Genomic DNA, 23829 nt, shown 5'->3' on the forward strand with positions numbered 1-23829 from the left:
CTCAAGTAGGGATCACTTACCCTCGGCCTCGGAGGCACATACGATTTCGTGCTGGCGACGTTGATATTGAGGAACGACGAGAGAAGCGGGCCCTTGGCTGTTCACTCTGCCGTCCTCTATCCAAATGACGTTTGCGGCGTCACGCGCCGTTTCGATGCGGTGCGTGATCAGCAAAATGGTCCTGTTGCCAAGCTTTCTATCAATCGCACGCCGAACCTGGTCCTCGAGCGCGGTATCGAGTGCGTTCATAGCCTCGTCCAGGATCAGGAAGTCCGGATCGCGCAATACGGCTCGCGCGAGGCCGATGCGCTGTCGCTGGCCACCGGAAAATCGCAGTCCTTCCTGTCCGATCCAGGTGTCGTAACCGTCGGGAAGGTCCTCGACGAATGCCGCGACCCCCGCACTGCGGGCGGCGGCAAGGATCTCTTCTTCGGTCGCATCGGCTTTGGCCATTCGGATGTTCTCCGTCACCGTGCCCTCGACCAGGTCGACGTCCTGCCCGGTCACCGCGATCTTGGAAAGCCAATCGTCCCGCCTGATATCCTGGAGCCGGGTACCGTCGATCTTGATCTCTCCGGAGGTCGGTTCGTATAGCCGCAGGAGGAGATTGACGATCGTGGTCTTGCCGGCGCCACTTGCGCCGATCAGGGCCGTGGTTACTCCGGCTGGAATCTCGAGCGACAGGTCCGTGAGCACCGGCGCGTTTGGATCATATCCGAAGGTGACGCGCTCGAAGACGATACTCGCGTCCAAATTCCTGATCGCGATTGTTCCCTGCGATGGATATTCCTTGTCTTCGGACTGGATCATCTCCAGGACCGAGCGCAGTTGCGGCTGTATCTGCGCCAGAAACAGCAGGTTGCTTTCGAACTCCTGGGTATGCGGTTGCAATCGATACAGCAGCGCGACCGCGGCCAGCGTCACCTCGAAGCTGATGTGCCACCACCCCGAGACCAGAACGATGGAGCCCAACATTCCGAGGTAGCCGATCTCGGTGGTTGGCCCGATCCATGACGACAGGCGGATCATGGACAACGAAGCGTTGCGCGCGGCCGCCGATGATTGCACGAAGCGGCGCTGATGAAGCGCCTCCTGTCCGTAGGCGCGGATGGTGCGCAACGCCTGGAGCGTCATGAGCATGTGCTCGCCGAGCAATTGGTGGATCTTCTTCACCTGATGGCCCAGGTCACGCGCGGGCCGCGAAAAGATGCGCAAGATTGCGGAGATCGCGATTGAGCCGAGGGCTGCGATCAGCAGGATCTTCCAGGAGATAGTGAGCAGGAAGACGGCGAACACGACGATCGAGCAGCTATTTATGATGAGCCGGGTGACCGCGCCATAAGCCTGCGCGACCAACCACGATTCCGTCCCGAGCACCTCCATGAGTTGCGATTGCTCGTGCTGCTGGATGGTTCCGAAAGCGACACTGAGATATTGTTGGTGGACGAGGTTTCGCGACCGTTCGCTGATCCGTTCGCCAATGCTGGAGCTGATCAACGAATATACCAGCGCCAGCGCACCACGCGCGAGGATGAGCAGCAGGATCGCCAAGGCGAGCCGGGTAGGACTACCGAACCAGGCGACTGCCAGGCCCAGCGCTCGACCTTGAAGGCCACCTCCTGCCTCCGTGATCCGGTTGGACACCAGATAGAGGAACAGCAGGATCAGGGTGATGCCGAGCGTCTCGGCCAAGGACGACAGAAAACCAAGCGCGAGCAGCACGGGGGTCGCCCAGCGCGGCTTTCCAACGATGCGAAGCAGGTGTGAAAGATCGCGCAACGAAGCACGGACCGCACCGCGGCGTATGGCATCCTTGGCGTCGCTCATTTCAGGTCCCCGATCGGGAAGCGCGTGGTCACCCGCGGGCGGATCGGCCCCCGACCGCGCGCCAGCCTCGTCGCGACACGCTTGGCCAGATGCGTACCGATCCACGGCAAATCGAAGGCGATTATCCGCATGGCGATCACCGGATGGTGGCGCAGCAACAGTGACAGGATCGGGAGCACATAGCGCGGTTGCCTCTGGCGCAACGTTCGCTCCAGGAGCCAGGCCGAATAGAAATGCAGGCCCTCACGCAGCGTCGGTGCCGCATCCGGGTGGCGGCCGAGCATCTCGTCCACCACGAGCATCCAGGATCGCAGCATGCGGGTCATGTCGCTCGACATATTTCCCGGCAAATAGCGATACCCGACCAGCGGCTCTTCGACGACTTCGAAGTGGTACCCTTCGGCGACGCGACAATAGAAGAGGATATCTTCACAACCCTGCGCACCGGCCTCTCGCAGTCCGCTCTCGAAACCGCCGGCGTCTATCAGTGCCTGTCGGCGTACCAGGGCGGCGCTGCCGTTACCAACGAAATTGCCGTGGAAGAGGCGTTCAAGCACATCGCCCCGCCAGTTTGGCCGATGCCGGTCATCGGTTACCGCACCCTGGGCATCGACCACCAAATACCAGCAGTAGACGAGCCCTACTTTCTCGTCTGTCCGATCGAGCACAGCCATCTGCCGCTCGATCTTAGTCGGCGCCCAGAGATCGTCGGCATCGACAAATGCGATCATATCAGATCGCGCCGCTTGCCATCCCCTGTTGCGGGCAGCGGCTACCCCGGCGTTTGCCTGCTCGATCAGCCGCACGCGCGGGTCGAGCTCCATGTGACGCCGAGCGATGGCGACAGTCTGGTCGCGCGACCCATCGTCGACGACAATAATCTCAAGCGCCTTGTAGGACTGCGAGCGAACGCTGCGGAGCGTCTCGTCGATCGTATCTTGCGCGTTATACGCGGGGATGATGACGCTGACCGGTTCGCCGTTCATTCAAGGACGGCCTCTAAAATGGCAACAAAGTCATCGAGCGAACGATCGCCGCGAATCTCGATGCGGGGAAGGTCGATGGGATCGCTATTAAGGTCCGCCGGCCCATGTCCGCCGCCAAAGCCGATCCGATAGCCGCACTCCTTGGCCAGGCGGCCAAGCCGTCGGTCGGTGACCGAGAAAGGTGCCGCGAACGCCATCGTGGGCCGGCCGGTCCACCGTTCGATGAACATCCGTGAGCGTAACAGCTCACCGGCCAGGTCGGAGCTCGAAAGACCATCGATCGCGCGGTGCGTCGCCAGATGGCTTCCGAAGAATACACCTTCGGTGGCGAGGCGACGCACCGTCCCGGCGTCCATGAGCGGCGCCGGTGGACCAAAGTCGGCATCCCACCGCGCGCTTTCCCCCACAAGGTCCGTCACCAGGAAGACCTCCGCGGTCAAGTCGTTCGCTCGCAAGATCGGCCAGGTTTGGTCGGCAAAGTTCTGGAAACCATCATCGAAGGTGATGAGCACCGGGCGGCCAACGAACGGATGGCGGTTGGCGACGAACCATTCCAGCTGATCGGAAATGATCGTGTGAAAGCCATTGGCGCGCAGCCATGCCATCTGGTCGGCGAACGCGGCGGGGGTCAACCGATAACGGGCGAGCGCGGCCGGACCTTCATCGCAGATGCTGTGATACATGAGAACAGGGACGCGTTGCCGCCGCTCGCTGCGCGCGACCTCGCGGCGCAGCGCCCGCGCCCCGCCCCAGACGATATTTCGCGCGACCTCTATTTCGATCGGCGCGCGGATTGGGACATGGTCGATCGTCGGTTCCGTTGCCACATCCTCAGGTAACACGCGGCGGAAGCGGTCGATGCGGTAGAGATCGGTCTGGATCGATCGCTCGAGGACGAGGCCTTCCGTCGCTGCCAACGTCTGCGAGATCACCTGAGCGCCGAATTTGTTATCCCAATCGAAGCCCGTCCGTTCCAAATTGTCCCGAAGCACGAATGCGTTTGCGCTGACAAGACTGCCGCCAGGCGCCAACGCCGCGACGAGTTTTGAGGCGAGTTGCCGCAATTCGGCGGGATCGTCCAGGAAATAAAGCACCTCCGAGCAAATGATCAGGTCCATCCCACCCGGCAGGACAGCCGCGGCGAAATCCAGCACGGCGAACTCGACATTCAGTTGATCCGAGCAGCGCGCGCGCGCGCGTTCGACGGCTACGGCGGAAATATCGGTTGCGGTCAAATGGCCCACCAGCGGCGCCAGTTGCCGCGTGAAGTGGCCCTCCGCGCAGGCCAGTTCAAGCGCCCGCTCTATGGGACCGGCCGGCAGAATTTCGAGTTGCCGCTCGTATTTTTCCTGCTCATAGGCCGAACCGTAGTTCCAGGGATCCTCAGTCGCGAAATGGCGATCCCAGAACGACGCGCGATCATTGTCGCGCCCACCCTCGGCCCGGACACGGCGCGGCGGCGCAAGAGGTTCTACCGCCTCGGCACTCGAACGCACCAGCCCTTCGGCTTCCGCTGCCAACCGCGCCAGTCTGTCGTAGTGGCTGCCCGGATCAGACCGGCGTCCCGCCGCCGACAGCAATGCGTCTGCTGCAAACTTATCCTGCTTGTCGGCTCCGGCGTTCTGTCGCGGATCTGGAAGGGGCGATCGGCCCGTCAGCCGCGCGGCTCCCTTCCGGAAGCGAAACGCCATGCGCTGGTAGCCGGACAGGCCGCGTATGACCTCCTGAGGAGTCACGAAATCGAGAATCAGTTCAATCCAATGACGCCTTGTCACTCTGCCGAGCGCACCGAACTGCACCAGAGCCTCGATCTTGCCGTCGATCATCAGGTAGGCGTAGATTTGATCGATCCCTTCCGGCAATTCGGTCGAGGTCGGATTTCGAGCATCGACGCGAATGCCGAGCGTTAGCGCCAGCGGGCGCGGCGCGGCAAGATCGTCGAAGTCGAGAAGCATTTGCTCAAGATGATATTGTACGCGGCGACCCGCCACGGGATCGCCCCAGACTTGGCCGAGGTCGATGATCAGACCGCTCAAGGGGCCGCCGAACCTGTCCCACCTGGAAGCCAATTGCTCCGGCACCGACAGGCTTCCCACCATCAGGCCGTCGAAAACGACCTTGGCGATCTCACGCACCCATTCATATCTGGCCGGGAGCGCACGCAGGATCTGCCGGTCGATCGAGCCGCCGCCGCCGCCGCAATCAGCTGCCGCGATCCACAGCGCGAACCACGCCAGTGCTTGGGAAGCGGTGCGGCCGTCCGCCGAGATCGCCCCATTGGCATGCGCCGACGCTGGATGCTTGACCCTGGAGTCGGCGGAAAAGCCGCGGGCGATAACGATTTCCGCGTCTGCCAGCATCTGCCTCGAATTGCGGGTGAGCGAGTTGGGGCTTGCCCGATAAAAAGCGAGCGGCTCGTCGACCATCACCCAAGGTTTGCCTTGACGTGCGACGCGCTGCCACAAATCCCAGTCCTCGCAGGTGTGCAGCGACACATCGAAGCCGCCCAACTCGACGATTGTTTCCCGGTCGATCAGCAGCGCGTGCGTGCGGATGGCACATCGGCGCGCGAAGGCCTCGAAGGGTTCAATCGCAACCTCGGTCGCGATGCTCGACGGGGTCAGTGCGCCATCGGGCATCACGCGCCGGGAACCGCAATAGCAAGCCACGGCATCCGGCGCGGCCTCCAGTGCGGCGAGCATCTTTGCGAGGAAGCCGGCATCCACCCAATCGTCCGCATCCAGGAACATCAGCCAGCGGCCACGCGCCATCGAAATCCCTTCATTGCGCGCCCCCGCGGCGCTATGGGCGCAAGAGTTCGCTGTCCGAAACCGGGCATCACGCTCAACATAACCGGCGATGATTTGTGCGGTATTATCCGTCGAGCCATCATCGACGATGATCGCCTCCCAATCAGCGATGCCCTGAGCGAGGAGGCAATCGAGCGCCTGTGTCAGCGTGACCTCGGCGTTCCGGGCAGGCACCACGACTGAAACCAAGGGATTATGCGCCACGCCGTCTTACCCGCGCCTGGTTCGGAGGTAGAACAGGATTCCCGAAGCATAGCCGGCGATTTCCTGCCAAAGGAAATGGTCCTCAGGGACACTGCGTCCAAGCAGCCTCCTGCGAACCCTGCCAAGGTACCAAAGTGGCTTCCATTTGAGAACCTGCGTCAAATTCGCCTTGACGCCGGTCCGTTCGTGCTGGACGAGCAACGCCGCTGAGTGACCGCGCATGTAGGAGTAGATTTGCTTGGCCAAGCCTTCCATGGTCCGCCTGTGGAAATGGAACGCGACGGAGGTGGGCTGGTAACGGCAGTCATATCCATTGGCGAGCAGCCGGTACCAATATTCGGAATCGCCCGAACATCCGGCCTGACCGACGTCGAGGCGCTCGTCGAACAACCCGGCATGGTCGAACACGTCGCGCCGGAACGCCATGCTGGCGCCGGCCCCGATTTTCCAGGCTGGGAACACCTCGTGCCTGCTGGCGGCAAAATCGGCCGCGCGGAAAATTCGGGGTGTATAGCCCTGCCCGAAACTCCAGAATGTCTCGAAATAGCACTGCGCTTCGGTGGCAAGCTCGGCGGGCAATACGAGACCCGTCACCGCGCCGATCGAGGGACCATCGAATGCCGTGACCAGCCGCTCAAGCCATTGCGGATGAAGCAGAACGTCATCATCGGTGTATGCAACGATCTCCGAGGATGCACGCAAGGCTCCCCGATTGCGGGCTATATCCAGGCCAGGTCGATCCTCGCGCACATAGATCGCGCCGGCAGCGAGCGCTACCTCGCGCGTTTCGCTGCCTCTCGATGCGTTGTCGACCACAATGATCTCTTCAGGCGGGAAGGTTTGCCGAGGAAGCGAGGCGAGGCAGCGCCGCAATTCGTTCGGCCTGTCGCGCGTGCAGATGACCACGCTGGCGCTCGGCAGGTCCAGAACCGGTGCAATCATGCTTGAGTCTCGAGCGGTCGCTATCGGGGCAATGCGGCACTCTCCGTCGCTCGCCCTGAGCAAATGCCCGACCGGCAGTCCGCCGCGCCACAAGACGATCATGCCGGCATCGCAGCCTTCGGGAGCATCTTGGATGTCCAAATCCACATGGCGGACACCCGCGCAGCCTTCCACGCCAAACATCTCGCGCAGTTCCGCTTTCAGTATATTCGCGTGCCCGTCTGGGGTGGATGACATCTTCACCAGCTAATTTCGCCGTAAACAGGCCGAAACTCGGCGTCTGTGCGTAACATCCGTTTCATGCCAACCTTGATCCAGCGAGGAACCAGCCTGGCCCGGCAATATGAGTTTACCATGTCGGGCAAACGCGAAATCGTCGTGCGCGGGTCCAGGGTGACTGACGTCTTCAACAGGCTGCCGGCCGCGCGAAACCGCCCCTCAATCAAAGCTCTTGTGGCAAGCCACTGGATCATGTCGACCAGATGGGCATCGAGATCGCTTTCGAATTGCGGATATTTTCGACGAAACTCGGCAAGGACAATTTCACAGGAACGAAGCATCTGCATGACATCGCTCGACATGTTGAAATTCGTCATCCGGTAACCCACGAGGTACTGGGGCACGACGCGGAACTCGTAACTTTCCGCTATTCTCAGACACATCAGAAGGTCCTCGCAGCCTTGTGCGCTCCTGGCTCGCAGCGACGGATCGAATTGTCCGGCTCGCTCGAATGCGGAGCGGCGGACAAGCATCGAACTTCCGTTACCGACAAAATTTTGTCTGCACATGCGCTGGAGAACGTGACCTTGGGCATCGGGCTGATTGTGCAGCGAGAAGACCCGATCGTCCTCGTCGATATGCGCAAACCAACAATAGGCCAGGCCTGCTGACGAGCCCCCGTCCCTCAGGGCGCCCAACTGAAGTGCGATTTTGGATGGAGCCCAAAGATCATCCGCGTCGACAAACGCCAGAAACTCTGCGTCAGTAGAAGCGGCACCGCTGTTGCGAGCGTGCGCGACACCGCCATTTGACTGCCCTATGAGGCGTATGCGCCGATCCTTCTCGGCGCAGGAGGCCACGATCGATGCGGACCCGTCAGTCGATCCATCGTCGACCACGACGATGTCCAATGTCCGGTAGCTCTGCCGGCAGATGCTGGTCAGGGTAGAGCGAATGGTTCGCTCGGCATTGAACATCGGCACCACGACACCAACTGTGGCTTTGTCCGAGATCATCGGGACTTCGTTTTCTCCGCAAGGGTTGATAAAAATTATGCGGGCATGGTCGTCGGTACCGCTCTCGTCAAAGATCGGGGCGAATTCGCGGCAAAACCGCCGATCCATTAGCTTTTCCTTAATAAACCAGTCAACCAGCAGTCTCCGGTCGCCGAATCCTGACCGGTAGCGAATATCCTGGTCGCGCTGTGATTGCGGCGTCGCTGAATCCAAATTTAGTAGGCTCGGCCCTACTGTCCGATCAACGTCAAGCCAAACAGAACGGCTAGCCACAGGCCTGTCGCCGCCACCGCCAGCCGGGGCAAGATGCCCTCGCTGGTCAGGTGCATGAACAGAGTGGCGATGATCGCGGCCTTGGCCGCGGCGATCGCCAGGTTGAGCGCGGAGTTCAATCCGCCGAGGTCGAGGAACGACGAGCCCACCGTCAAAGCCAGCAAGGCCAGCAGCCCGAGGTAAGCGACTATAAGTTTGCGGATGTGGCTCATCGGTTGATCAGATAGAGAACGGGAAACAGGAAGACCCAGACGATATCGACGAAATGCCAGTAAAGCCCGATTGCCTGGACACGATGGATGCGGCTGGCCTCCGTGGTTCCTGGCCAAAGCAGCAGCATACCGGCGATCACGGCGATGCCACATATCAGGTGCAGCGCATGCAGCGATGTCATGGCGAAATAAAGCGCGAAGAAGAACTCGGCGTGGGTCGGATCGGGGCCTGTGAAACTGAACGGCGCGCCAAGAACCGGCGCCAGGCCCTCGTTGAATTCCCTGCCGTACTCGACGGCCTTGACGAGTAGAAAAACAACTCCAAGCAGGCTCGTGCAGATCAAAGCCCAGACAGCCGGGCGCCAACGCCGGCTGGCCGCGAACATGTGAGCAAGCACCATTGCAAAGCTGCTGGTCAAAAGAACGGCCGTGTTCAGCGTGCCGAGCGGCAGCGACAGGCGTTGTGAAGCAGCGGCAAAAGCCGTGCCGTAGCTGATCCTTGCGATCAGGAACACCAGCAGGATCGCGCCGAACAGCATCGCCTCGGACCCGATGAACACCCACATGCCGAACGTGTCGGCGGCCTTCTCGCGGGCCTTTGTATCGAAGGCGACACTTTCGGTGGATGAACGCATCAGGCTTCGTCCTTGTGCGGACTGAACGTCTCGTGCTGCAACCCCTTCATCGCATAGTCATAAGCGGGCCGGCTGACGCTCGGCATGGTGTCGAAATTATGCGGTGGCGGTGGTGAAGCCGTCTGCCATTCGAGCCCGGTCGCGCGCCACGGATTGGCGGGCGCTCGCGCACCTCGAAACATCGACCAGCCGAGATAGAACAACGGCATCAGGTAGCCAAATGCCAGCACCACCGCGCCGGCCGACGACAGGACATGCCAGAATTGAAATTCGGGCGGATAGGTATGATACCGCCGCGGCATGCCGATAAAACCGAGCACGAATTGCGGGAAGAAGGTCAGGTTGAAGCCGAGGAAGGTGACGGTCGCCGCGATCCGCCCCCACGTCTCGGAATACATGCGGCCGGTCAGTTTCGGCCACCAGAAATGCAGCCCCGCCATGTAGGCCGTCACCATGCCGCCAACCATGATGTAGTGGAAATGCGCCACGACGAAGTAGGTGTCGTGGACGTGGACATCGATGGCGAGCGCGGCGAGAAACAAACCCGCCAGCCCGCCGAAGGTGAACAGCGCCAGGAAGAACAGCGCGTAAAGCATCGGCGTCTCGAAGGTGATCTCGCCCTTGCGCAGCGTTAGGCTCCAGTTGAACACTTTTATAGCTGAGGGGATGGCGACGCAGAACGACAGGAAAGAGAACAGCACCCCGGCATAGGCCGATTGGCCGGAGACGAACATGTGGTGGCCCCAGACGAGGAAGCCGAACACCGCGATTGCCATTGAGGACAGGGCAACGGCCTTGTAGCCGAACAGCGGCCGGCGGCTGAAGCAGGGCAGCACCTCCGAGACCACGCCCATGCCTGGCAAAATCATGATGTAGACGGCCGGGTGCGAATAGAACCAGAACAGATGCTGGAACAGCAGCGGGTCGCCGCCGAGCGCCGGGTTGAAGATGCCGATGCCGAACACCCGTTCAAGCACGATCAGGATCAGCGAGGCGGCCAGCACGGGCGTTGCCAGCACCATCACCAGCGCGGTGGCGTACATCGTCCAGACGAAGATCGGCAGCCGGAACCAGGTCAGTCCCGGCGCGCGCAACGTGTGGATGGTGACGATGAAATTGATGCCGGTCATGATCGTCGAGAAACCGACGATAAAGACGCCAAGGGCCGCCATGGAGACGAAGCCGTTGGCGTAGAGTGTCGAGAGCGGCGTGTAGAACGTCCAGCCCGTGTCGACGCCGCCGGCGAGCACCGAGGCCAGGGCAAAGGCACTGCCGAGGATGAACACATACCAGCTGGCGAGGTTGAGGCGCGGGAAGGCGAGATCGCGCGCGCCGATCATCAGTGGCAAAAGGAAATTGCCTAATGTCGCCGGAATCGACGGCACCAGGAAAAACCACACCATGATGATGCCGTGCAGGGAGAACAATCGGTTGTAGGTATCGTCGGAAACGAGGTCGCCGGCAGGCGTGGCAAGTTCCACGCGCATCAGCACGGCAAAGGCGCCGCCGAGGAAGAAGAAAGCCGTAAGCGACATCAAATAGAGCCAGGCGACGCGCTTGTGGTCGGTGGTGAACAGCCATGCGGCGGGACCGGCGCCCTCGCCAAGATAGCTCGAAGGCCTCAGCGCTTCGGTGCTCATTGGGTCGCCTCGTTCCTGGTTGCCGCCCGCGGTGAAAGCGATTTGAGATAGGCGAGCAGCATCTGCATCTCGCCCTCGTCGACAATTCCATCGAAGCTCGGCATCACCGGATCGTAACCGGCGGCGATTTCCTTCTTCGGCTCTATGATGGAATCGCGCAGATAGCGTTCGTCGGCGACGACTGTCTGCTGGTTGTCCAACGCCACCGGCCGTCCGAAGATGCCGGCAAGATCCGGAGCCCTCACCTTGCTGGACTTTTCATGGCAGCCGGAACAGCCGAGCGCCCGAAACAGTTTTTCACCATCGGCCGCGAGCGTGTCGCCCTTGCCCTGGTTTCCCAGCCACGCCGCATAATCTTCCGGCGGCATCGCCGTTACCCAGCCACCCATTTCCGAATGCTGCGTGCCGCAATATTGCGCGCAGAACAGATGATAGCGCCCCGGCTCGTCAGCTATGAACCAGACATGGGTGGTGCGCCCCGGCACGGCGTCCTGCTTGACCCGGAAGGCCGGCACGAAGAACGAGTGGATGACATCCTGCGATGCCAGCGAGACGATCACCGTCTTTCCGACCGGCACATGCAGTTCGTTGATCTCGCGCTGGCCGCCGGGATGGCGGAACTCCCACATCCATTGCTTGCCGAGGCCGGCGATTTCGAGCGCGTCGAGCGGCGGATGTTCGCGGCGCAGGAACAGCACGGCGCCCCACCCGAAGATGGCGAAAGCGATCAGCAGGCTCGCTACTGTCCAGGCCACTTCCAGGGGCAGGCTGCGCGCGCGCTCGCCGGTTCGTTCCGCCTTGGAGCCGGCGCGATATTTGATGGCATAGAAGACGACGAGGCTCGCCAGGAAGATCCCCAAGGCCGCGGTGAATGCCAGCAAGGTGTAAAACAACATGTCGATGCTGCCGGCGATCGACGAGGCCTCGGGTGGCGTGAAGGGGATGCCGAAGCTCAAACCCGCCTCCCCCGCGTCAGCATGAAAAGGCTCGCACAGAGCCCCAGCAGCGTTGCCAGTCCCGCTATCTTTAGAGCCGCCTGTATCGTCGAGGTGTACTGCCCTTTGGAGCTATCGAAGCCGGCGCAGAGCAGGAAGACATGGTCGGCGATCGATCCCAGCCGCCCCGCCGACGCCTCGACCAGAGCAAGCCTCAAATCGCGCGGCTCGAAAGTCAGCGCCGGCAGCACCTGTGCGATCCGCCCTTGCGGCGTCAGCGCGATGACGGCGATCGGATGGACGTATTGGGCGATGCGGTCACGTCGGTCGAAGGTGATGCCGGCCTCCGATGCAAGGTCGGCACCCGCGCCATCGGCGCTGGTCAGAAAACGCCAGGCCGACAGGCCGGCCTCACCGGCGGACCGCGCGACCTCGCTCCGGACGGAGGCCGCGTCTGCAACCGCCTCGGAAGGATCTATCGAGACGAAAAGCGCGTGATAGGTGGAAGGATCCAGGCCGGTCTTGTTCAGATCCGAGGCCACCGCCTGCTGGGTGACACCGCACAGGTTGGGACACTTGTCATAGCCGAAGATGACGAGCGCCGGCCGACCGTCGAGGATGGCAGACAACGGCGCCTGCTTGCCGGAGCTGTCTTGAAAAACCCGATCGAGATCGAGCTGGGCGCCGATTTTCGGTTCGAAAGACGGCCGCGCCGAAGCGCTGGCGGCAGCTGAAAGAAGCAACAAAAATACCAGCAGCCCCAAACGCGTCATGGGCTCGCCCCCGGGGCCGGTGCGGCTTGGCTCGGCTGGGGCGCCTTGTCGTTTGGCTGCGCGGTGAATGATCCGGCGTGGCAATCGCTGGCCTGTGGCGCGCGTGGGACCTGGCCTTCGAGCAAGCCGCAATCCTGACCTGGCGAAGCGGCCGCGCCTGCCCAGTCCGGCAGACCTTGCGCAGCAACCAGCTTCATTGCGTCTTCGATTGGAATGCGCGCTATGCCGGCACCGCGATCAACCCAGGCAAGCCTGCCGAGTTCCTCATCTTCCCGCTTGCGGAACGCCGCGAGATCGGCTCCCGGCAAGCGCTGTAATGCGGGACCTGCTTGGCTGGTCTTCTCGGCATTCACCAAGGGCCAGTATGGAGCCGTGTCGAAAATCAGCTTCAGCGCCAGCGCCGCAAGCGCCAGGAAGACCACCAGCGCGACCCCGAAGAGCAGCAGGGCGCGTGGCCAGACATCACGCGTTTCAGGATGCGAGGCCTTAGCCACGGACCAGCCTCCTGCGCCACACAGCAATGCGGTCTGGCCTCTCCCCGAGGTAGAGGAAACACGCGCACCACGCGCCACCCGCCCCTGCAAACGCCGCCAGGTCCGGCCAGGACACCTGCGCGCCGGCTGCCGACAGCGACGGGCGAACGCGCCAGACGACGTCAAGAAAATGTCCGGCAAGAACGACCGCGCCAAGCCCCAGCAGGCCGCGATGGCTGCGTTTGACCGAGCGTATGAGGAAGGCGAAGAAGGGCACCACGAACTGCAGCGCGATCAGCAGCCAGAGCAGATATTGCCAGCCGTTCCGGCCACGAAGGACGTACCAATGGATTTCTTCCGGCAGGTCGCCGGCCCAGACGATCAGCCACTGCATGAAGGACAGGTACGTCCACATCAGCATGAAGCCGAACAGCATGTTGGCGACGTCTTCGCCAAGCGCCACGTCCTCCTCGCCACCGGGCATCGTCTCGATCGCGCGGCTGGCTGCCAACACCACCAGAGCTAATGCACACGCGCCGACGACTTCGGCAGCGGCTTCGAGCAGCGCGTAGATGGTCGACGTGAACTCCGGCTCGATTGACAGCATCCAGTCGATGGCAAGCACCGTTGCTGCCAGGCCGTGGACAATGAGCCCGATCGCATAGCCGGTGGTGTTCCCCTGTCTCGATCTGTCGCCATCAGGCGCTGTCCAGCCGATGACGAGCCAAGCGAGCACCAGCCACGCCAGTGCACACGCCAGGAAACGACCGATGAAGAATGGCACGTTGAGATAGGCAAGCTTTTGTCGCACCGCTTCCGGCAGCATCGCAGGGTCCGCTCCCACCCAGGGAAAGACCAGATCGAGCCGGGTGAGGACAGGTAGAAACAACAACAGCGCCAGCGGCAGCGTCGCGACAATGGCGCGCAGGGGCGGACGCAGCGCGTCGCCCCAACGGCCGCCGGTCAGGCCATGAACCATCAGGACAGTCATCGCGCCAAGCGGCAGTCCGAGCAGGAACAGCGCTGCAGTCAGCCAGCCGGCAAGCGCTGTCTGCGGATTGAGAAAAAGCCCGATGCCGCAAAGCAGAAGTCCCGCGGCGGCCGCAACAACCATCGGAGCAAAAACACCATCGGGCCATGCGAAATGCCTCATCGTGCGGCCTCCGCATCGAGTTTCGCGCGAAGCGTATCCGGCAGCGCCTTGCCAGGTGCGTAGCGTGAATATTGCAAGGCCCTGATATAGGCGACGATCGCCCATCGATCCGTCGATGGCACCCGCGCGGCATAGGAATACATCGCGCCATAGCCGTTGGTGATCACGTCGTAGAAATGGCGGTCGGATGCCTTGCGCAGCGCGTCCTGATGATAGCTCGGCGGCGCCGGGAAACCGCGTTGGACCACCATCCCATGGCCGTCGCCGGTGCGGCCATGGCAGGGCGAGCAGAAGATGTCGAAGCGTTGCTGCCCGCGCTGGAGAAGCGCTGTGGTGACCGGGTACGGAAATCTGTCCGGCGTTGCCGCGAGGTCGGTGTCGCGCGCCACGCTGCCATCGACCGGCGTCCGGGCCGACATGCCGTCGGCGAATTGCTTGCTGGCCTCAAGCGGGTTGTAACGCGGCTGGTCGGCCATGTCCTGTTTGCAGCCGGCGAGCAGCAGGATGAATAGCAAGAGCGGCGTCCGCCACCTCATGCCTCCACATCCTCGACTGTCTCCGCGCCAAGCCGGGTCAGCTGCCGCCTGGTGATGCCCTTGCGGTATTTCGGATCGGCGGCTTCGACGAGAAGGTAGAACTTGCCGCCCTGCGCGTAGGTGAAAGTTTTGGCGTTGAACACCGGATGGTAATATTGCGGCAAACTGTTCGCGCGGAGCATGCCGACGAAGCCGGCCAGAGCCGCGCCCAGTATGGCTGCCTCGAAGGCGATCACCATGAAAGGCGGCCAGGAATGCAGCGGCCGGCCGCCGACATTGACGGGATAGTCGATCTCGACCGAATAGAGGATCAGTGCATAAACCAGCAGCCCGCCGGCAATGCCGCCCGCCAGCACCGCCCATGGCAGCCGCGTCCTTGGCATGCCCAAAATTTCGGCAAGGCCGCGCACCTCGAAGGGCGAGAACGCATCCATGCGCCGGTAACCCTTCTCGCGCATCGTGCGCGCCGCCTGCGTCAGCGCATCGGGATCGGCGAAAGCCGCGATGACCCCATGGAGGCTCATGCGGCCCCGCTTTTCTCTTCGACCAATTCCTCGACCTCGAAGATGGTGATCGCCGGCAGGATGCGGATGAACAGGAAGACCAGCGCGAAAAAGGTACCGACCGAACCGAACAGGATGCCGAAATCGAGCCAGGTCAGAGACTGCTCGCCCCAGGACGACGGCAGGTAGTCACGGCTCGGACCTGTTACCACGATGACATAGCGCTCCAGCCACATGCCGATGTTGATGACCAGCGCGATCGAAAACAAAACCGGCATGTTGAGCCGCACGCGGCGCAGCCAGAGCAGCTGCAGCACGATGCAATTGCAAAACAGCATGATCCAGAACAATGGCGCGTAAGGACCGACTGCGCGCTGGGCCATCATCGCGCGCTCATAGGGCTGCCCGGAATACCAGGCGAAGAATGCTTCCGACGCATAGCCGTAGATGACGATCATGCCGGCCGCGATCATCAGCTTGGCGGCGTTCTCCATGTGGCGCAACGTGATCAGGTCTTCGACCGCGAAGGCCCAGCGCAAGGGAATGGCGATGGTCAGCACCATGGCAAAGCCGGAGAGCAGCGCGCCGGCGACGAAGTAAGGCGGGAAGATCGTCGAGTGATAGCCCGGCGTGATGGCATAGGTGAAATCGAGCGCGACGATCGAATGCACCGACACGACGAGCGGTGTGGCAAGGGCCGCCATCAGGAAATAGACGGTCCGATAGCGCGCCCAATGGTAGGCCGAGCCGCGCCAGCCAAGCGCCAGGATGCCGTAGAAGAGTTGGCCGGCGCGCGATCTGGCGCAGTCGCGCAGCACGCCGAGATCCGGCAGCAGTCCCATGTACCAGAACAGCAGCGACACGCTGGCGTAGGTGGAAATCGCGGCAAAATCCCAGACCAGCGGGCTGCGCCATTGTGGCCAATGCATATGGGTGTTGGGCAGGGGCAGCAGCCAGTAGAAGAACCATGGCCGGCCGAGATGCAGGATCGGGTAGAGCCCGGCCATCGCCACGGCAAACAGCGTCATCGCTTCGGCGAAGCGGTTGATCGAGGCACGCCAGGGCTGGCGCAGCAAAAGCAGCACCGCCGAGATCAGCGTGCCGGCATGGCCGATGCCGATCCACCAGACGAAGCTGGAAATCATCGTGCCCCAGACGACAGGAATGTTGACGCCGTAAGCGCCCACGCCGACCGAGATCAGGTAGGTGATGGAATAGAGGAACAGCAGCACGAAGGCGAAGCAGACGAAGAACGCCGCCCAGAAGAAGCGCGGCAGCTTGCCTTGCAGGACGATCGCGCTGATACGGCCGCTGATCTCGGGAAAATCATGGCGCCCCCGCAGCACCGGCGCTTGCGGCTGGGCTTTTCCGGCTCTGAGGGCGACCGCTTCAGCCATCGCCGGTCTCTGTGCCTGGCTTGCCGCCGATCCCGGCGTTTGGATTGGTGATCTTGCCGAGATAGGTGGTGCGCGGCCTCGTGTTCAGCTCTTCGAGCAGGGCATAGTTATGCGGCGCGGCTTTCTCGCGCGATACCTGAGAACCCTTCCTGTTGAGGTCCCCAAAGATGATGGTCTGTGTCGGGCATGCCTGCTGGCAAGCGGTGACGACTTCGCCATCGGCGATTTCGCGGTTCTCGATCTGCGCGCGGATGCGCTTTTCGGCGACGCGCTGGACGCAATAAGTGCATTTTTCCATGACGCCGCGCGAGCGCACGGTGACGTCAGGATTATGCACGGCCTGCCGTGGCCCGGCGCTGTCCTTGTCGAACTCCTGGTACTCGAGGAAATTGAAGCGGCGCACCTTGTAGGGGCAGTTCTGCGAACAGTAACGCGTGCCGATGCAGCGGTTGTAGACCTGCGCGTTCAGGCCGTCATGGGTGTGGATCGTCGCGTTGACCGGACAGACCGCCTCGCAGGGCGCCTTCTCGCAATGCATGCAAGGCACGGGTTGGAAGAAGGTGTCGGGGTCGTCGACCGCGCCGGCGTAGTAACGGTCGATGCGCAGCCAATGCATTTCGTGACCGCGGGCGGCTTCATCCGGTCCGACGGTCGCGATGTTGTTCTCGGCCTGGCAGGCCGATACGCAAGCCATGCAGCCGATGCAGGCCGAGAGGTCGATCGACATGCCCCAGGCTTCCTGGTCGTAGGTCCAGTCGCGGTACAGCGATTCCGTCGGCGCCGGCGGCACGCCGTCACGAACGAAATGCGGATCTTGCCTGAAGGCGTCGAGCGTCGCGTGCCGCACGATCGCCCTGCCCTCCATCGCCTGATGGTGCTGGGTCGTCACCACCCGCGCCGACCCGTCGCGCGCGGTCAACACGAGGCCATCGGCAAACCACGGAGCCTCTGTGGTACGCAGAATGAAGGCATCGTAGCCACCGGACAACGCGGCGACCGAACCGATCTTGCGCCTGAACCCGAGCGACAGCGTCACCGTGTCGTCAGGCTGTCCGGGCATGATCCAGGCCGGCGCGTCGAGATCCTTGCCGCCTCGTGCCAGATTGATCACCTGCCCATTTTCGAGCCCCAGGCGCTGTGCGGTCGCCGGCGAGATCAGCGCCGCATTGCCCCAGACGAGCTTGCTCAGCGGGCGGGGCAACTCTTGCAGCCACGGCGAATTGGCGTTGCGGCCGTCGCGAAGCCAGGGATCGGCCTCGAAGCGGACCTCCAGCCGATTGGCAACAGGAGCATGCGGCGCGGGATCGCCGATATCCGCCGGCATCGAGACGACGACAGGAGCAATGACGCTGTTCGGTATGACGCCATCGCGCAATGCCTTTCGCCAGCCTGCCTCGTCCATGTCAGCCCATGTCTGGCGCACCAGGGCTTGCATATCGGCATCGAACTCACCGCCGAGCGCCGCCAGCAGTTGATGCAGGCTCTTGCCTCCGAACAGAGGCTGGATCAGCGGCTGCACGATCGAGGCCGTGCCGTCATAGGCACGGATGTCGCTCCAGCTCTCCAACTCGTGCGCGGCGGGAATGTGCCACTGCGCCAGAAATGCGGTCTCGTCGCGATAGAGTCCCCAGTGGACGAGAAGCTTCAGCTTCAAAAAGGCCTTGCGCACATCGACGTCCGACGGCGCCGTGTGCAAGGGATTGGAGCCGAGCACGATGGCGGTGTCGACCGATCCGCTCGTGACGGCCTGGCAAAGCGCGGCAAGATCGCCGTCGATCGGCATGGCGTGCGGCGGCTCGATGAAATCCAGCGTGTTGCCGACGGCTCCGAGCCTGACATTTGTGGCAAAGGCCACCGCATGCACGAACGGCGTCTGGTGCGCGCCAGGCACCACCAGGGCGTTGCGGCCGGCCTCGCGGAGATCGTCGACAAGCGCGTATTCCATGCCGAGCGACGGCAAACTCGCCGCATCGTGCCCGCTTTCGAGAGCTGCCTTGATCGACGCCGCAATGCCTTCCACCAGACTCGGTCTGACGGCACGGCGATGATCCGCCGCCGCACCCGTGATTGTGGGCGTCGACTCGACGACGTAGAGACGGTTCATCATGTCCGTCGGCTTGCGCACGCGCCGCCGCTGCGCGAAATCGCGGGCATAGGCCAGACGTCCCGGCCCTTCGCCGAGGAAATCGGCATCAAGGCTGACGATCACATCGGCGCGGTCGACATGGTAGATCGGTGTCAGCGGCCTGCCGAACAGTTTGGCCGTTGCCTGCTCGTTCGCGCTGGCCGCAAGCGGATCGTGCCTGAAGACGCGAAGTTTGGGGTAGCGCTGCTTGAGCGATCCGATCTGCGCCTTGGTCGTCGGCGATGTTGTCGCCTCGATCAGCAGTGCCAAACCTTGCCCGCCCGAAGCGGCCAATCCGCCGGCAAGCTTCGCCATGTCTTTGAGAAAGTCGCCGTAACTCGCAGGCTCGCCTTGCCTGAGCGGGGTGCGAGACCGTTCGGGATCGAACAGCGACAGCACCGCCGCCTGCATGATGGCGTCGGTAGCGCCGCGCGAGGCCGGATGATCCGGATTGCCCTCGACCTTGGTCGGCCGCCCTTCATGGCTCTCGACAAGCGCGCCGATGCCGTGGCCATCGTTGGAAAGGGCCGTCGCATAATAGAGCGGCTTTCCGGGAATAATGTCTTCCGGCTGGCGCACGTAAGGCACGATGCGTTCGGCCTCGCTGCAGGCGGTCAGACCGGCCAGCGAGAGTGACGCGCCCATCAGCTTCAATAAGGTGCGTCGGTCGAGGCCGAACGGCAGGCGTTCGGCGATGGCCGGAAATTCCGCCTCGACGAAGCGCCGGAACTCGGCCGTATCGGCCAGTTCATCCAGGCTCCGCCACGGCTCGCGTCCCGTCGCAGCTCGCCGCAATGCCGCTAGATCGGAGACCGAGACTGGCTTGATGTCAGCGATGGCAGACATAGCAATCCGTCATCGTCTCGGGGTGGATATCAAGGATGCTGATCAGGGAACGCCTGACCTGTTCGATGTCCTGCGGCGGATTCCAGTGCAGCAGGAAAACGTCCTGCGGCGGACGGAGATTGGGACCGGGATCGCGATGACAGCCCAGGCACCATTCCATCGACAAAGAATGCGCGCGCTGCATCAGCGGCATGTCGTCGACATCGCCGTGGCAGGTCTCGCAGGCGACGCCCTTGGCGACGTGGATGGAGTGGTTGAAGTAGACGAAGTCCGGCACCGAATTGACGCGCTGCCATTGCAGCGGCTGTCCTGAGGCAAGGCTTGCGCGCACCGGCGCCAGCATGTCGGCATTGGTGAATATCTGCGAGTGGCAGGTCATGCACACCTCGGTCGCGGGCAATCCCGCGGACGCCGATGTCTCGACGCCATTGTGGCAATAGCGGCAGTCCAGCCCGATATCGCCGACGTGGTGCTTGTGACTGAACGGGACTGCCTGTGCCACGGGACGGCCAACACCGGTGATGAACCCCGAACGCAAAAGTGCCGTGCCGCCGATGGCCGCGAAAATCGCGAAGAAACAAAGTCCCCACAGTATGAAGCGGGCAATCCCGTTGGCATTGCTGGAAAAGACCTGCGGCATCCCCTCGCCGGTTTTCATTCATTTTTGGATCGAGCGCCTAACGGCTGCGACGTGACAAAGGTTCCGCAGGCGCGGACTGCTCACAAAATGGTGACCCTCGAGCACGCAGCCGAAAACCGCCGGGAATCGCAACCCTGCGCAATCCCCGGCGTTCGAAATCATCACGATCGATGCGGCAATGTTGCCATGAAGTCGGATGGGAACATAAACGCCGTACTTCGGTTAGACCGACAAACGCGCCACCACAGAGGCGACAGCCCATGAGACAGGACATAGTGCCAGGAGAGGCATTGCCTGACCATATTCTTGCCGACCATACAAAGGCGCCTCGTCGCCTGGCCGGGGCGGTCGCTCGGCACGCAGGCCGGGCCGACGAGAGTTGACCGCTTTGACCGACACACCACTGAAGATTGGCGTCGGCGTGCCGCTCGGCGGGATGGGCGAGACGCTCGGTCGCGAAATGGCCAACGCCATCCAGCTCGCTGTCGATGGCGCGAACGAGGCCGGTGGCATCAACGGCCACCGGATCGAAGCGGTCGTCCTCGACGACAAAGGTCGCGAGGAAGACGGCGAGCGGGTCGTGAAGGAATTCGTTCGCAATGCCGCTGCCGTCGCGGCGATCGGCCATTACAACAGCAATGTTACCTTGCACGTCGCGCCTCTCTATGCCGCGGCCGGTCTGCCGTTGATCGGTCCGATCGTCTCCAACCCGGCACTAACGCACTCCGGATGGAGCAACGTTTACCGTTTCACCAACAGTGACGATGCGACAGGGCTCGCCATCGCCCAATACATGGTCCGCCAGTTGGGCAAGAAAACTGTTGTCGTCATCCAGACCGACACCGTCTATGGAAGGAGCATGAGCAAGGAGTTTGCCGCCGCATTTGAAGCTGCCGGCGGCTCTGTTCTGCGGCGGCACACAGTTCAGGAAGGCGAAAGAAATTTCGCGGACCTCGTGGCCTCCTTGCCTCGGGAAGCGAGCGCCATCTTCTATGGCGGGACCTTCGAGGGTGCCCCTCTGGTGAAGGAAATGCGGACCCGGCAGGATGATCGCCTGTTCGCCACCGGCGATGGTTGCTGGGACGTCGGAAATTTTCTTGAGCCAACCGGAGCCGCCGCCGAGCAGGGTGAAGGCGTCCTCGTTCTTTCAGCATGTCCGCAACTGGGTGAAATTGCCGGATCGCTGGAAATGGCCGATCGATACGAGCGGCGTTTCGGACGGATCAGGAATTATGCCGTTAATGCCTTTGACGCCGCGGCGACGTTGATCGATGCCATCCGGGTCGCCTCCAACAACGGCGACCCGACCCGGGATCGCGTCGCGGACGCGCTGCGTGGGATACATCGCCAGGGGATTGCGTACGAACAAAAGATTTCCTGGGATGCCAACGGCGATAATCGCGCCGCGGTTACGGCCTTGCACAGGATCGAGAGCGGTCGATTCCGGCAGGTAGCCGTTGTGAAAAAGGAGGGCAGCCAGGACAGCCCAGTAGGCTGAGGCGCTTGTGAAGGACAGCCCAGGCTACATCTGGCCTCGAAATCAAGGCGCAACTTCGAGCACGATCTTTCCGCGCACATGCTTGTTTTCCAGCCAGGCTTCGGCGGCAGCGGCGTCCTGCAGCGGAAAGGTCGCGTCGACGTGCGGCCGCACTTTGCCTTCGTCAATCAGGCGACCGATTTCGCCAAGCTGGGCTGCATTCGGCTTCGCCATGTAATGAATGCCGCGGGCGCCGGCTTTGCGTGCGCTCTCAATAGAAGGTTCCGCCAGCGTCGACACGATTATCCCGCCAGGTTTGACGACGGCCCAGGAGCGATCCTGCGTCTCGCCAGCGACCAGATCGAAGACGAGATCAACCTTGCCGACAATATCCTCGAACCGCTCGTTTTTGTAATCGATGGCCTGATCGGCGCCCAGCGAGCGCGCGAATTCGAGATCCTCGCCGGAAACGGTGGTCGCAACGAACGCGCCCTTTGCCTTTGCCAGCTGGACAGCAAAATGGCCGACCCCGCCAGCCCCGCCATGGATCAGGACGCGCTGCCCGGCCGTCAGTGCACCATGGTCGAAAAGCCCCTGCCAGGCGGTGAGCGCTGCAAGCGGCACCGCCGCCGCATGCAGGTGGTCCACGGACTGTGGCTTGGCGGCCATTTCGATTGCCTTCACCACAACATATTCAGCTTGGCCACCGCGATCCGGTCCCAGCATCGCATAGAACGGATCGCCTTTTTTGAGCGTGTGCGCCCTCGTGCCGCAGAGTTCGACGGTGCCGGAAACGTCACGGCCAAGCGTCATCGGCAGTTGGTCCTTCTTTCCGCCTCCGGATCTGATTTTGTAATCAACCGGATTGACGCTGCTGGCATGGACCTTCAGCAAGACCTCATCATCGTGCGGCTGCGGAAACGGAGCGTCCTCGAGTGAGAGAACGTCCGGTCCGCCAAATTCGTGGATGCGAACGGCTTTCATGGTCGCCATCATCGTACTCCCGTGTCAGCTTTTTCTCCCCCTCACCGCGAGCTATGGGCATGCGGAGAGCCGGGGCATGTGACCAAACAGCTGAGATGGCGGAAGGTTCAACTCGATCGCTGTTTTTGGAAGCCAGGCAAGGTCCTCGAAGCCGCCTGGAGGAGCGACCACCCGTCATTGCCAAGGGCTCCGCTTCCAGGCCGAACTCCTGACAGCAAGCCGGAGTCCCCTCTCCGCCTGCCATATGCGCGGCAGGTCAATCTTGGATTTGGAACCGATCCAAACGGCGCGACGTTGGGTCAAATCATGATTGGCAAGATCGGAACCCGAGATCTCCACGTCACCCATGAAGAGATCGGCCCCGCGGCTGGGCGGCCGATCGTCTTGGTGCATGGCCGGCCGACAACATGCGCTGCTGGGTCGGCGTCACTTCTTCTGATCGGAGCGATAGGGACCTCCTTCTGAAGGGACGTCGCCGCGCGGCATCCAGGAGGCTACGGTGGCGAAGGTGGATGAAAGCGATCCCCAAATCCTGCAGATCATGACCACAGAGCATTTTGTTCTGCAGACCGCACGGGCGGCCACGATCCAGGAAGCGAGCCAGCGTGCGAACCTGTTCCTGACCACCGTTTCGAGCGCCGCGATCGCCCTCGGCTTCGTCGCCCAGGTCACCCGCATGGGAGGGCCGTTCGTGCTGTTCAGCCTGATTTTGCTCCCTTGCCTTTATTTCCTGGGTTTGGTCACTTTCGTGCGTGCGGTGCAAGTCGCCATCGAGGATATGGTGCATGCGCGCGGGATGGCCCGGATAAGGCATTATTACGTCGAGCATGCGCCCGTCATGGAGTACTATCTGATCCATTCCACCCATGACGATCAGTCGGCCGTGCGCGTCGACAAGGGTCTTAGATCTTCGCCATGGCAGTTCTTCGTGACTGCCGCAGGAATGGTGAGCGTGATCAGCAGTGCCATCGCCGGGGTTTTTTCCAGCGTGGTCGTGACATCGGTGATCGGCCCGGCGATCCCGCTCAGCGTGATCGTGGGTCTGTTGATATTCGGCGCGAGCATCCTCTTGCTGCGGCGATACCATCTACATTCCTGGGCGGCGGCGGAGCAAAAATTGGTGGTGCGCTTTCCCGACGCTTCAAAAGAATGACTTCTTGCCTGACCTTTCGGGTGGATCGGCCGGACGTTCGCTCGAGCGCAACCAAGGTTGAACAGGACTC

20 protein-coding genes are annotated in these 23829 nt (G+C 62.3%); 2 read left to right on the forward strand and 18 right to left on the reverse strand.

Translation table 11 applies throughout. The annotated features are described in order from the left end of the window. Positions 1 to 12: 12 nt before the first annotated feature. The 17 genes from FJ941_RS23435 to FJ941_RS23515 form a co-directional block, all read right to left on the reverse strand. Positions 13 to 1827: an ABC transporter ATP-binding protein gene (locus tag FJ941_RS23435; protein WP_140509297.1), complete on the reverse strand. Its 1815-nt coding sequence runs from the start codon at positions 1825 to 1827 to the stop codon at positions 13 to 15. Next, a complete protein-coding gene (locus FJ941_RS23440) occupies positions 1824 to 2813 on the reverse strand; it encodes a glycosyltransferase family A protein (protein WP_140509298.1) in 990 nt (329 codons plus the stop codon). Before FJ941_RS23440 ends, FJ941_RS23435 begins: the two co-directional genes overlap by 4 nt. Beyond that, entirely contained in the window at positions 2810 to 5812 is a 3003-nt protein-coding gene (locus FJ941_RS23445; protein ID WP_246673950.1) for a trifunctional glycosyltransferase/class I SAM-dependent methyltransferase/polysaccharide deacetylase, read from the reverse strand. Before FJ941_RS23445 ends, FJ941_RS23440 begins: the two co-directional genes overlap by 4 nt. A 21-nt stretch (positions 5813 to 5833) precedes the next feature. Beyond that, complete coding sequence (locus FJ941_RS23450; protein WP_246673952.1) at positions 5834 to 6769, reverse strand: glycosyltransferase; 936 nt, start codon at positions 6767 to 6769, stop codon at positions 5834 to 5836. 239 nt (positions 6770 to 7008) lie between these two features. Beyond that, positions 7009 to 8217, reverse strand: coding sequence for a glycosyltransferase family A protein (locus FJ941_RS23455; protein ID WP_246673953.1), 1209 nt, complete (start codon positions 8215 to 8217; stop codon positions 7009 to 7011). Positions 8218 to 8234: 17 nt separating this feature from the next. Further along, positions 8235 to 8489, reverse strand: a complete 255-nt coding sequence (locus FJ941_RS23460; protein WP_051442783.1) for a cytochrome C oxidase subunit IV family protein — start codon at positions 8487 to 8489, stop codon at positions 8235 to 8237. Beyond that, positions 8486 to 9124: a cytochrome c oxidase subunit 3 gene (locus FJ941_RS23465; protein WP_140509302.1), complete on the reverse strand. Its 639-nt coding sequence runs from the start codon at positions 9122 to 9124 to the stop codon at positions 8486 to 8488. Before FJ941_RS23465 ends, FJ941_RS23460 begins: the two co-directional genes overlap by 4 nt. Next, positions 9124 to 10764, reverse strand: a complete 1641-nt coding sequence (gene ctaD / locus FJ941_RS23470) for a cytochrome c oxidase subunit I (protein WP_140509303.1) — start codon at positions 10762 to 10764, stop codon at positions 9124 to 9126. Before ctaD ends, FJ941_RS23465 begins: the two co-directional genes overlap by 1 nt. Further along, positions 10761 to 11720 carry a cytochrome c oxidase subunit II gene (gene coxB, locus FJ941_RS23475; protein WP_140509305.1) on the reverse strand — a complete coding sequence of 320 codons (960 nt, stop codon included), beginning with the start codon at positions 11718 to 11720 and terminating at the stop codon, positions 10761 to 10763. The genes ctaD and coxB overlap by 4 nt, the downstream gene beginning before the upstream one ends. Further along, the gene (locus tag FJ941_RS23480; protein ID WP_140509307.1) at positions 11717 to 12556 is read right to left on the reverse strand and encodes an SCO family protein; all 840 of its coding nucleotides are present in this window, start codon (positions 12554 to 12556) and stop codon (positions 11717 to 11719) included. Before FJ941_RS23480 ends, coxB begins: the two co-directional genes overlap by 4 nt. Further along, on the reverse strand, positions 12469 to 12966 hold the full coding sequence (locus FJ941_RS23485) for a hypothetical protein (RefSeq protein ID WP_140509308.1): 498 nt from the start codon (positions 12964 to 12966) through the stop codon (positions 12469 to 12471). Before FJ941_RS23485 ends, FJ941_RS23480 begins: the two co-directional genes overlap by 88 nt. Then, positions 12959 to 14098, reverse strand: coding sequence for a hypothetical protein (locus FJ941_RS23490; protein WP_140509310.1), 1140 nt, complete (start codon positions 14096 to 14098; stop codon positions 12959 to 12961). Before FJ941_RS23490 ends, FJ941_RS23485 begins: the two co-directional genes overlap by 8 nt. Continuing rightward, positions 14095 to 14634: a cytochrome c gene (locus FJ941_RS23495; RefSeq protein WP_140509312.1), complete on the reverse strand. Its 540-nt coding sequence runs from the start codon at positions 14632 to 14634 to the stop codon at positions 14095 to 14097. The genes FJ941_RS23490 and FJ941_RS23495 overlap by 4 nt, the downstream gene beginning before the upstream one ends. Beyond that, positions 14631 to 15158, reverse strand: a complete 528-nt coding sequence (locus FJ941_RS23500; protein ID WP_140509314.1) for a DUF3341 domain-containing protein — start codon at positions 15156 to 15158, stop codon at positions 14631 to 14633. The genes FJ941_RS23495 and FJ941_RS23500 overlap by 4 nt, the downstream gene beginning before the upstream one ends. Then, the gene (gene nrfD, locus FJ941_RS23505; protein WP_140509316.1) at positions 15155 to 16534 is read right to left on the reverse strand and encodes an NrfD/PsrC family molybdoenzyme membrane anchor subunit; all 1380 of its coding nucleotides are present in this window, start codon (positions 16532 to 16534) and stop codon (positions 15155 to 15157) included. Before nrfD ends, FJ941_RS23500 begins: the two co-directional genes overlap by 4 nt. Next, entirely contained in the window at positions 16527 to 19505 is a 2979-nt protein-coding gene (locus tag FJ941_RS23510) for a TAT-variant-translocated molybdopterin oxidoreductase (protein ID WP_140509317.1), read from the reverse strand. Before FJ941_RS23510 ends, nrfD begins: the two co-directional genes overlap by 8 nt. Continuing rightward, a complete protein-coding gene (locus tag FJ941_RS23515; protein WP_246673955.1) occupies positions 19489 to 20163 on the reverse strand; it encodes a cytochrome c3 family protein in 675 nt (224 codons plus the stop codon). Before FJ941_RS23515 ends, FJ941_RS23510 begins: the two co-directional genes overlap by 17 nt. A 370-nt stretch (positions 20164 to 20533) precedes the next feature. Here FJ941_RS23515 and FJ941_RS23520 point away from each other — a divergent pair, with 370 nt between their 5' ends. Next, on the forward strand, positions 20534 to 21643 hold the full coding sequence (locus tag FJ941_RS23520) for a branched-chain amino acid ABC transporter substrate-binding protein (protein ID WP_140509321.1): 1110 nt from the start codon (positions 20534 to 20536) through the stop codon (positions 21641 to 21643). Between the two features lie 42 nt (positions 21644 to 21685). Here FJ941_RS23520 and FJ941_RS23525 read toward each other — a convergent pair whose 3' ends face one another. Then, on the reverse strand, positions 21686 to 22615 hold the full coding sequence (locus tag FJ941_RS23525) for an NADP-dependent oxidoreductase (protein WP_246673956.1): 930 nt from the start codon (positions 22613 to 22615) through the stop codon (positions 21686 to 21688). Between the two features lie 490 nt (positions 22616 to 23105). On the opposite strand from FJ941_RS23525, the gene FJ941_RS23530 reads away from it, so the two are divergent. Next, complete coding sequence (locus FJ941_RS23530; protein ID WP_246672940.1) at positions 23106 to 23759, forward strand: hypothetical protein; 654 nt, start codon at positions 23106 to 23108, stop codon at positions 23757 to 23759. Positions 23760 to 23829: the final 70 nt, after the last annotated feature.

This window comes from Mesorhizobium sp. B2-3-13, from assembly GCF_006442195.1.
In the GTDB taxonomy this organism is placed as follows: Bacteria; Pseudomonadota; Alphaproteobacteria; order Rhizobiales; family Rhizobiaceae; genus Mesorhizobium; species Mesorhizobium salmacidum.